This window comes from Dyella sp. 2RAB6 (assembly GCF_052115385.1).
Lineage (GTDB): Bacteria > Pseudomonadota > Gammaproteobacteria > Xanthomonadales > Rhodanobacteraceae > Dyella_D.
In genome coordinates this window covers 351,231-363,297 of the sequence record NZ_JBFRGP010000001.1, presented here as the reverse complement: position 1 = coordinate 363,297, position 12,067 = coordinate 351,231, and the positions used below count along the sequence as shown (strand labels likewise).

General features: G+C 68.8%; 1 protein-coding gene (running past one end of the window). It reads right to left on the bottom strand.

Annotation, left to right across the window (positions count from 1 at the left end; all coding sequences use genetic code 11):
- Positions 1 to 7: 7 nt before the first annotated feature.
- Positions 8 to 12,067 carry the final stretch of an amino acid adenylation domain-containing protein gene (locus tag AB4083_RS01615; protein WP_441606007.1) on the bottom strand. The gene runs 19,788 nt beyond the window's last position, so 12,060 of the gene's 31,848 nt are visible here — the last part of the coding sequence; its start codon lies beyond the right edge, outside the window — the gene reads right to left on this strand; its stop codon occupies positions 8 to 10.

Below are 12,067 nucleotides of genomic sequence, written 5' to 3'. Positions count from 1 at the left end.
GGGTCACTCACGGATTGGCAGCCGTGAAGGAGAGATTAGGCGTGTAGCGGCCGATCCGCGTCGAGATGTCGCGTGCCAGCTTTTCATTGAGCGGCGCCGACACGATCGACAGGTGCGAACCGCCGATCCGCGATACCTCCAACTGCCGGCCCAGCACCTCGCGCCAACCCAGCGCGACATCCTCGCCCTCGCGGCGATCGGCGGCGAAGTAGGTCACCGGCAACTGCGCGGCAGGCGGCCGATAGTCGTCGGCCGCGCGGCCGCAGGCTTCATACAGGGCCACCGTCTGCTTCACCTCGTCCGCGTCCAGGCCGGGAGGCACCAGCCCCGCGCCCATGCACAGCGCGATCATGCCGTCCAGATCGCCGCGCTGCGCACGCGCCATCAATTCGGGATAGCCGGGATGGCGGCGCCAGTCGCCGGCCAGGTTCAGGTCGAGCACCCAGTTCAGCAGCGCGCGGCAGGCATCGTGCTTGATCGGATGTCCATCGCGCTCCTTCGCGCGCATCGATGGAGCGCTGGTATCGATCATGCCGACGAACTGCACGTCCTCGCCCGCCGCCAACAGCCGGTGGGCAATCTCGTACGCCACCATGCCGCCCAGCGACCAGCCGGCCAGCAGGTAAGGCCCGGACGGCCGCACTTCGCGGATGGCATCCAGATACGCCGTGGCCATGGCATCGATGCTCTGGTGCAGCGTCCCGCTCACCGCCAGGCCATACACCGGCTGGTTGGCATCCAGGTGCTGCGCCAGGTCGAACGCGTACTGCACGCCGCCGCCGATCGGATGGATCAGGAACAGCGGCGCGGCCGCGCCCTTCGCGCGGATCGGTACCAGGTTCGGATGCAGGCCGCCCTGCTTGCGCGTATCGACGAAGGCCGCCAGCGCACCCAGCGTGGCGTGCGAGAACAGGTCGCGCAGCTCGATCTCGGCCACGTGCCGCTTGCGCAGCTGCGAGACCAGCTGCGTCGCCAGCAGCGAATGGCCGCCCAGTTCGAAGAAGTCGTCGGTCAGCCCGACCTTCTCCACCTTCAGCAACTCCGACCACACCGCGGCGATCGCCTTCTCCATCGCCGTACGCGGAGCGACGTGCTCGGCTTCGCCCTGCGCCATCTCCGGCGCCGGCAGCGTCTTGCGGTCGACCTTGCCGTTGGAGGTCAGCGGCATCACCGCCAGCGCCACGAAGTACTCCGGCACCATGTAGTCGGGCAAGCTCTGCGCCAGGGTCCGGCGCAGCACCGCCGGGTCGGGCAGCACCTGGCCGTCATGCGCCACCAGGTAGGCCACCAGGCGCTGCACGCCGCGCTCGTCCGGCCGCGCCAGCACCACCACGTCGCGCACCGCATCCAGTGCCGCCAGCGTCGATTCGATCTCGCCCAGCTCGATGCGCAGGCCGCGGATCTTCACCTGATGGTCGCTGCGGCCCAGGTACTCGATGGTGCCGTCCGGCAGATAGCGCGCCAGGTCGCCCGACAGGTACATGCGCGCGCCGGGCGTGGCGCTGAACGGATTGGGGATAAAGGTCTGCGCGGTGAGATCCGGCCGGTTGACGTAACCGCGGGCCAGGCCGACACCGGCGATGTATAGATGGCCCACCACGCCCACCGGCACCGGATTGAAGAAGTCGTCCAGGATATGGATCTGGATATTGGCGATCGGCTTGCCGATCGGCACGCAGTTCAGCGGACTGTCCTGGCGGCACTGCCAATAGGTGACGTCGACCGAGGCTTCGGTCGGGCCATACAGATTGTGCAGTTCCACGTGGTCCCAGGTGGCGAAGAAGCGCTGCTGCAGATCCAGCGGCAGGGCCTGGCCGCTGCACATCACCTGGCGCAGCGAACGCCCGCTGCCGGGCTCCACTTCGTTGAGGAACACTTCGAGCATCGGCGGCACGAAGTGGGTGGTGGTGATCCGTTCGGCATCGATCAGACCGGCCAGGTAGGCCACGTCCTGATGGCCGCCCGGCTTGGCCACCACCAGGGTGGCGCCTTCCAGCAGCGGCCAGAAGAACTCCCACACCGAGACGTCGAAGCTGAAAGGCGTCTTCTGCAGCACGCGGTCGGCGGCCGTCAGCGGATACGCCTCCTGCATCCATTGCAGGCGGTTGACGATGCCGCGATGGTCGATGCCCACGCCCTTCGGCTTGCCGGTCGAACCGGAGGTGTAGATCACATAGGCCAGATGCCCCGGCTGGGTGGCATTGACGGGATCGCCCGCATCCTCGGCCGCCCAGATCGCGGCGTCGCCATCGATGCACAGCACCGGCAGGCCGGGTAGCGCCGGCGCGGCGTGGCGCAGATGGCTCTGGGTGAGGATCGCGGCGGGCGCCGCATCCTCCACGATGGTGGCGAGGCGCTCGGCCGGATAGCTCGGGTCCAGCGGCACGTAGGCGCCGCCGGCCTTCTCGATCGCGTACAGGCCCACGATCATCTCGATCGAGCGCTCGGTGCACAGCCCCACCAGCACGTCCGGCCCGACGCCAAGCTGGCGCAGATGCCGGGCCAGGCGATTGGCTTGCGCGTTGAGCTCGGCGTAAGTCAGCGTAGTGTTTGCGTACACCACGGCCGCCTGGTCCGGCGTGCGCTTCACCTGCGCCTCGAACAACTGGTGCAGCGTATGCGTTTCCGGCGTCACACGCGGATAGACCTTCGCGGTGTCGTTGAAGCCGTAGACCAGATGCCTGTGCTCGGCTTCGCCCAGCATCGACAGCTCGCCCAACGGCCGCTCCGGCTCCGCCACGATCGCCTGCAGCAGATGGGTGAAATGCACGCCCATGCGCTCGATGGTCGCGCGGTCGAACAGGTCGGTGTTGTACTCGAAGCTGCCGAACAGGCCTTGCGGGCCTTCGCTGAAGGTCAGCGTGAGATCGAACTTGGCGGTCACCGTCTCGTGCGGCACCAGTTCCAGTTCCAGCCCTGGCAGCGCCAGGTTCAGCGGCGAGTTCTGCAGCACCAGCATCACCTGGAACAGCGGCGAATAGCTGGTATGCCGCTCCGGCTGCACCGCGCCGACCAACTGCTCGAACTGCACGTCCTGGTGGGCATAGGCGTCCAGCGTGGAAGCGCGTACCTGCTTGAGCAGGTCGGTGAAGCCGGCATGCAGGTCGACCTGGTTGCGCAGCACCAGGGTGTTGACGAAGAAGCCGATCAGGTCCTCGATCTCGCTGCGATTGCGGTTGGCGATCGGCGTGCCGATGCAGATATCGCTCTGCCCGGAGTAACGCGCCAGCAGCACGTTGAAGGCGGCGCACAGCGTCATGAACAAGGTGCCCTGCGCCTTGCGGCTCAGCACCTGCAGCTTCGCGCTCAGCTCGGCCGGCAGCGCATAGGCCAGCGCGGCGCCGGCCTGGCCCTGGGTGGACGGACGCGGGCGATCGGTCGGCAAGGTCAGCAAGGTCGGCGCGCCGGCCAGCTGCTTCCTCCAATAACCCAACTGCCGTTCCAGCACCTCGCCGCTCAGCCATTCGCGCTGCCAGCGCGCGAAGTCGACATAGCGCATCGGCAGCACCGGCAGCTCCACCGGCGCACCGAACGCACGGCTGGCGTACAGCGAGCCGAGCTCGCGCACCAGGATGCCCATCGACCAGCCGTCGGAGACGATGTGGTGCATGGTCAGCAGCAGCAGGTGTTCGTCGTCGGCCAGCCGCAGCAGGCGGCCGCGCACCAGCGGGCCATCGTGCAGGTCGAACGGCGTGCTCGCCTCGTCCAGCATCAGCTGGCGCGTCTGCGTCGCGCTTTCCTGCGGCGCGCGGCCGCGCAGGTCGTGCAGCTGCAAGGCCAGCTCCAGGCGCTCGGCGATGTACTGCACCGGCATGCCGTCGGCGCTGCCGAAGCGCGCGCGCAGTGCATCGTGGCGCAGCGCCACGTCGTTGAGCGCGCCTTCCAGCGCGGCAGTATCCAGCCGGCCCTTCAGGCGTACCGCAGCGGGAATGTTGTAGGTCGGGCTATAGCCTTCGAGCTGGTCGAGGAACCACAGCCGCTGCTGCGCGAACGACAGCGGATAACTCTCTTCCCGCACGACGACCGGCGCAGGCGCGGCATTGGCCGGAACGTCGCGCCATGGCGTCGACGGCGCGGCGGCCGCCACCCACGCCAGCAGCGCGGCCACCGTCGGTGCTTCCAGGATCGCGCTCACCGGCACGTCCACCCCGAACTCATCGCGGATCCGCAACGCCAGCCGTGTCGCCAGCAGGGACTGGCCGCCGAGTTCGAAGAAATCGTCGTCGAGCGCGACCGATGGCCGGCCCAGCAGCTCGCACCAGATGCGCATCATGGTGCCGGTGGCATCGGTCGCCGGTAGTTCGGTGGCGGCAACGGCCGTGCGCACCGCGCCGATCGCCGGCAGCGCTTCGGGCGCATCCGGATAGCGCACATCCGTCCAGCACGCTTCGCGTGCGAACGGATAGCTCGGCAGGCTGACGCGGCGAGGCCGCGCGGCGCCGGCATACAGCGCCTGCCAGTCGAACGCGAAGCCCTTCACCCACAGGTCCAGCAATTTGCCGTACTTGCCCTTGGCCACCCAGGCCTGCACCGCGACCTGCATGTCCTCGTCGTCGGCGAGCGCCGAGAACGCATTGCGCCTGGCCTGGCCCGCATACAGATCATCGATGTCCTTGCTGCCGGCGACCAGCGCCGTCAGCTTCGCGCGCAGTTCGTCCAGCGATTCCACCAGCAGCGCGATTCGCTCCTCCATCGCCTCGCGCCCCACCTGCAAGGTGTAGGCGATGTCGGCCAGGGTCAGATCGGTGGCATGCCGCTCCGGGGCCAGCGCAGCCAGCAGGCGTTCGGCGCGCGCCTTCAGGCGCTCGGGATCGCGTGCCGACAGCACGATCATGGCCGGGCCATGCAAGCCGCCGCGTACCGTCGTCGCCGGCTCGACGTACTCCTCGATCACCAGATGCGCATTCGCGCCGCCCGCACCAAACGAGGAGACGCCCGCGCGCCGCGGGAATTCGCGGCGACGGCCGTCGATCTCCAGCTGCGGCCGCGACCACGGCGCCAGCGCCTGCTGCACGAAGAACGGCGTATCGGCGAAACGGATCTCCGGATTCGGCGTGGCCGCATGCAGGCTCGGCGCCAGCATGCCGTGCTTCATCTGCATCAGCACCTTGCTCACCGCGACGAAACCGCTCGCGCTTTCGCTATGGCCCAGGTTCGACTTGGCCGAACCCAGCGCGCAGAACTGCCGGTCCTGCGTCCACTGGCGGAACGCCCTGGCCAGGCCGGCCACTTCGATCGGATCGCCCAGGTGGCTACCGGTACCCTGTGCTTCCACATAGCTGACGGTGCGCGCATCGATGCCGGCGCGGCGCAGTGCGTCGCTCACCAGCTGTGCCTGCATGTTCGGGTTCGGCACCAGGTAAGCGTTGGTCTTGCCGCCCGAGTTGATCGCGCTGCCCTTGATCACGCCATAGATATGGTCGCCATCGGCCACCGCGCGATGCAGCGGCTTGAGCACCAGCGCGCCCACCGCTTCGGCGTCGACGAAGCCGTCGGCGCCGGCGGCGAAGGATCTGCACTTGTCGTCGGCGGACAGCATCGTCATCGAGGCCAGGTCGATCAGCTGGGTCGGCGCGACGATCAGGTTCACGCCACCGGCGATCGCCACTTCGCTGTCGCCGCTGCGCAGGCTTTCCAGCGCGAGATGGATCGCGGTCAGCGCAGACGAGCAGGCGGTATCCACCGCCAGGCTCGGCCCCTGGAAGTTGCACAGGTGCGAAATGCGGTTGGCGATCGACCAGAAGCGCGCACCGGTGGCGTAATGCTCGTTGGTGACGCCGACGAACACGCCGACCTTGCGCTGCGCGCTGAGCCCCGCGGCGGTATAGCCCGCGTCCTCGATGCTCGCATGCACCTCCTGCATGAACAGCCGCTCCTGCGGGCTCATCAGGCGCGCTTCGCTCGGTGCGATGTTGAAGAACAGGCGGTCGAAACCCTGCACGTCGTCCAGCAACCCGGCCCAGCGCGTATAGGTCTTGCCGGCCTGGCCCTTGCGCTCGTCGAAGAAACGGCCGTGCGCCCAGCGCTCCGGCGGCACTTCGCTCACGCTATGGCGCCCGGCGGCGAGGTTGTCCCAGTACTGGTGGACGTCGTTCGCGCCCGGATAGCGGCCCGACAGGCCGACGATCGCCACTTCGAACGGCGCCACCGCGGCCGGCACGGTGGGAATCGTCGCTTGCACCGGCTGCACCTCGCGAGCCACTGCACCCTGGTCGTGAACCGTGATGGCCGGCGGCGCCACCGGCGCCGCGGCGGCAAGCCCCGCCCAGCGCGCCAGAGCCGCCGGATCGGTGCGCAGGAAATGCTCGACCAGGCCTTCGATATCGTGATGCTCGAAGAACAGCGTCGCCCCGATGTGCTCCGCGCCGAACACCTGGCGCAGCGCCTCGGTCAGCTCCATCACGATGATCGAGTCCAGGCCGTATTCGTCGAAGCCCACCCCCGCCCCGATCGCCTCCAGCGGCAGCGACAGGCGCCGGCTGATCAGCTTGCGGAACTGCAGGATGCTCTTGTCGCGCAGCGCGGCGCTGGCCGGCTGCGTGTCGTTGGCGTAGCCGTGGTGCGAGGTGAAGTCCTTGGAATCGTTCATAGCGGGTGAGTTCCGTTCGTGGTTCGTTTCACGTGACAGCGGAGGTGTCGGCTTGAGATGGACGGTGCGCAGGCTGAGTTTTTCGATGCGGACGCAAACCTTGCCGCCCGCGTCGCACAGATCGATATCGAGTTGGCGGATGTCGCCGCCGGCGGCCGCGCCGGCGGCGTGGCGCACGAAGGCCCACATATCCGCGCTGCATGGTGCGTACGACTGCACGGCATCGACGGCGAACGGCAAGGCCAGCGCGATCCCGGCTTCGCCGTGCGCCGCCAGATGCATGCCCAGCGAAGACTGCAGGGCGGCATCCAGCAGGCTCGGATGCAGCACGTAGTCGGGCAGCGCGGCGGCAACCGCGGGCGGCAGGGCGATCTTCGCCAGCACTTCGCCGGCGCCCACGAACAGCTCGTCGATGCCACGGAACGCCGGCCCGTACTGCAGTCCTTTGCTTTCGAAGATCGCGTAGCAATGCGCGTGGCCGAACTGCGCCGCCGTGCAGCGGGCACGCAGCGCAGCGAGATCATGCCGGTCCGCCGCTGGCGCGGCCGCCGAGGCGATGCCCTGGCTGTGGATGGCGCCGCCATCGCCGCGCAGTTCGAAACGGAAAGCGCCATCGGGCTCCGGCGTCAGCGCAAGCTGCAGCGATAGTCCGCTGTCGTCCGCCACCGCCGGCCGGACCCAGGTGACCTTGCCGAGGCGAATGCCTGGGGCAGCGGGTATCGCTTCCTGCATGGCGGCACGGGCCATTTCCAGCTGGGCCACGCCGGGCAGTACGCGGCGTCCTTGTACGCGGTGGTCGGCGAGGAAGAACTCGGTGCCGTCGAAGCGGCTGCCGAAGCGGCCCGCTGCGAGGTCGGCGGTCTGCAGCAGCGGATGCCGGCGAGACGGCGGCGCAACGCGCGTCTCCGCCCCGGTCCAGCGTGCCATCGCGTCGGCTTCGGTGGCGACGAAGTGATCGACCAGCGCATCGATGGTCGAATGCTCGAAGAACAGCGTCGAGGAGACCCGGTCCTCGATGCCCAGTTCCTCGAACGCGGCACGCAAGGCATTGGTCAGTTCCAGCACCAGGATCGAGTCCATGCCGTAACGGTCCAGCCCTGTGGCGGTATCGATCTCGCCCGCCGGCAACTTCAACGCCTTGCCGATCAGCTTGGCGAACTTCGCGCGGCAACGTTCGCGCAGCGACGCCGAATCCGCCGGCGAGGCCGCTTCGGCCGGACGCGAGACCGTGGCGACGTCCACCCGCGCCGGCGCGCTCGCCTTCGCTACCCGCTTCTGCAAGCTGACGCCATCGCTCTCCGCGACTACCACCTGCTGCCCCAGGCCATGCGCCGGTTCGGCCGGGAAGCGCACCTGGCGATAACCCTCCTCGCGCAGCACGGCACTCCAGCGTGCCGGCGACAGGCTCGGACAGCCGGGAATGCGCAGCGCCTCGTCCTCGTACAACCACCAGCCGTCGAGCAGGCCGAAGGTCAGATGCGACCACAGCTCGCAGCTGGCCAGCTCGTTGAGCACCAGCAGCCCGTTCGCACCGAGCAGGGCCTTGGTGTTGCGCAGGCTCTCGCGGATGTCACGGGTGGCGTGCAGCACATTGGTGGCGATGGCGAGGTCGTAGCCGCCGGCCTCGATGTCCTGGCCTTGCAGCGGGCTGCCGATATCCAGCAGCCGGTACGACAGGTAGGGATAGCGCGGACCGTACTTCCCTTCCGCGTGCAGCAGGAAGGCGCGCGACAGGTCGGTGTAGCAGTACTCGCCGATATGCTGCGCATACGGAGCCAGCCGCGCCATCACCCGCGCGCTGGTGCCGCCGGTGCCGGCGCCGATCTCGACGATGCGGATCCGCGCCGCCGGATCGCGGGCGACGCGGGCCGCGACGAAGGCGAGCACCGCATCGCACAGCACGTCGTTGAAGTGATCGGCGACTGCATTGCCCTGGTACACGCCCTCGACCAGCCGCATCGACGAGTCCGGGAACATCACCGCGGTGGCCTCGACGTCGCCGCGCAGGATCGCCGGCAGCGCGTGCAGCATGGTGTCCACCAGGCTCACCTGGGCCTGGCGCACATGGCCCGCGGCGAGCCATTCCGCCTTGCGCCGATTCCAATCCGACCAGGCGCGATCGAGCGATGGCGCACCGGCGAAGCCGGCCTGCGCGATCATGCGCAAGCTGTGCTGCAGCCAGCGCGCATAGCGTGGGGAGGCCGACGCAGGATCGGCCAGGCCCAGCGCCTGCAGTTCGCCGTGCAGGATCGCCAGCGCCAGGCGGTCGATCTCCCGGCCCTCGGCGGCCAGATGCACGGCATCGCCCTGGAACGCCGGCGCCGCGCTCAGCGTGTTCGCCAGCGAATCGAAACGGGCCGGGTGCAGGTGCACCTGCGCGTTGCCGACCAGGTCGAACACGCCGCCGCGCACATCCTCCCGCGTCGCCTTCATAAAGCCGAGCTGCGGCATCGGCGAACGCAGCAGCCGGTCCAGCGCGCGCATGCCTTCGGCCGGTTCGATCGAACCGATCCCCTGCCGCGCCATGCGCTCTCGGTAGTCGTCGGAGGCGACCACGCCCACGCTGCCCCAGTAACCCCAGTTCATCACCTTCACGGGGAACGGCGAACGCGCGGCCAGATGCAGCGCGTAGGCGTCCTTGAAGGTGCAGCCCGCCGCATAGTTGCCCTGCCCCGCCGCACGCACGAAGCCGGCCAGCGAGGACAGGAACAGCATGAAATCCAACGGCTGCGCACTGAACACCTGCGCGATCCGCACGCTCGCCGCGACTTTGGCCGACAGCCCCGCGCGCAAGCGCGCCTCGTCCATCTGCGCCACGCTCTTGTCGAGCAGGTCGATCGCCGCGTGCACCACGCCGTGGATCGCGCCATGCCGCGCGAGCACTTCCTCGCGCGCCCGTTCCAGCGCCGCGCGGTCGGCGGCATCGGCCGCGATATACAGCGGCATCGGGCCCAGCGCACCCAGCCGCGTCCGCGCCTGCGCGATCGCGGCATCCTCCGGCCGGCGGCCGATCCACACGATGCGCGCGCGCTGCGTGTGGATCATGTGCTCGCTCCAGGCCTGGCCGATCCCGCCCGCGCCACCGACGACGACATAGACGCCGCCCTCGCGATACGGCGAGGCGCCTTGTTCGACGCTCGCTGCATCCACCGGCGCCAGCACCTGGCGGAACCACTGGCCGCCACGCCATGCCAGGCTGGCGCCGCGGCTGTCGTCGCCGAGCCGATACATGCTGTCGATGGGCCAGGCATCCGCGCGCGACATGTCGAGCAGGCGCAGCCGCCACTGAGCGAATTCCTTCGCCACCGCCCCCATAAAGCCATGGATCGCCGCATGCCGCGGCGCGATGGCGTCGGCGCCATGCACGGCCTGCGCCTGCACCGTCACCACGGTCCAGTCGAGCGCGCGGCGGTCCAGGCCCAACGCAAGCAAAGCCTTGACCAGGCGGAAGCCGGCGATGACGCCATGCTCCTGCGCGGCGACCAGTGCCTCGTCGTCATCGGCCGTACCGGCTTCGTCGACCAGCCAGACCAGCCGGTCGAAGCTGCCGCACGCGCGCAGGCGCTCCTCGAGCGCCGCGATATCGGCCGCGGCCGGCCATTCGAACACCGCCGCATCCGGCAGTGCGTCGAGCAGCATCGCGTGCTGCGCGCGCGAGCCGCCGACGATCAGGCTGCGCCCGTCCGACACGGGTGGGGCGAGCTTCGGCTCGACCACTTCCCAGGTTGGCATCAGCAACCATTCGTGACCGCTGGCGACGGGTTCCACCGGCTCGCTGCGGACCGGTGCCGGCGCTTCCGACACCCAGTAACGGCCACGTGCGAATGGATACGTGGGCAGGCCGATGCGACGCGGCGTGTGCGATCCGTAGAGTTGACGCCAGTCAACCGTGGCACCCTTCACCCAGGCATCGAGCAGCTTGTGGATATCACGCGCCTCGATCCCAGCGGTAAGCGCCGATGCTTCCGGCGTAGCATCCCGGCGTCCACGCGATGCCACGCCGCGGTGGACCTGCCCGGTCCGCTCGCCACTATCGACGATCGACCGCAAGCGCTCGCGCAGTTCATCCATCGACATCACCGCCAGCGCCAGGCGCGTCTCCATCGCCTCGCGCCCCACCTGCAGCGTGTAGGCGAGATCGCCCAGGTCGACCTCGGACTGCGTGACGAAATCCAGCAGCAGGCGAACCTGCTCGCGCAGCTGTGCTTCGTTACGCGCCGACAGCAGCACCGGCGCCGGCAGCTTCACCGCCAACCGCTGCGTCACCGGGGCGAGATATTCCTCCAGCACGACATGCGCGTTCACGCCGCCGAAGCCGAACGAACTCACTCCCGCGCGGCGCGGCAGCGCCTGGCCCTGCGCATCGCGCAACGCCGCCCATTCCCGCGCTTCGCGCACCACGTAGAACGGACTGCCGTCCAGTTCGAGATACGGATTGAGACTCTCGCTGTGCAGGCTGCGCACCAGCGTGCGGTGCTTCATCTGCAGCAGCACCTTCACCACGCCGGCCACGCCGGCTGCCAGTTCGAGATGGCCGATATTGGTCTTGACCGAACCCAGGCCGCAGTACGGTGCAGCCACGATGTCGCCGCCGAATGCCGCTTTCAGGCCTTGCACTTCGACCGGGTCGCCGAGCCGCGTGCCTGTACCGTGCGCCTCGATATAGCTCACCGTGCGCGGATCGATGCCCGCCTGCCGCTGCGCCTTGCGGATCACCTCGGCCTGCGCCACGGGATTGGGCGCGGTCAGCGAGTTGGCGTGGCCGCCATGGTTCTCCGCCACGCCGCGCACCAGGCCATGAATCCGGTCGCCATCGCGCTCGGCATCGGACAACTTCTTCAGCACCAGCATCGCTACGCCTTCGCCGCGCACGTAGCCATCGGCTTCGGCGGCGAAGGTCTTGCAGCGGCCATCCGCGCTGAGCATGCCCGCCTTGCTGAAGCTGATATGCGCTTCCGGCGTCACGATGGTGTTGACGCCACCGACCACCGCAATGGCCGCCTGCCCGCTGCGGATCGCGGCAACACCGCGCGCCAGCGCCACCAGTGAACTCGAACACGCCGTTTCCACCGGCTCGCTCGGCCCATGCCAGTCGTACATGAAGCTGATCCGGTTCGGACCGACCGACGGCACGCCGCCGGTCGCGGCATACGCCTCGCCACCCAGCCCCGCACGGTCGACCAGCCGGCCATAGCCGGTGGCTCCCGTGCCGACATAGACGGCCGTATCGCTGCCGGCCAGCGCGCCGCCGGCATAACCGGCGTCTTCCAGCGCTTTCCATACATGGATCATCGCGAGCCGCTGCTGCGGATCCATCAGCTCGGCTTCCTTCGGCGAGATGCCGAAGAACATCGGATCGAACTCGTCGACACCGTCGATAAAGCCACCCCAGATAATCCGCGTTCGGTGTGCCTCGCGACCCTGATCGCCGTGCAGGCTGCGCCAGTCCCAGCGCGCGGGCGGAATCTCGTCGATGCA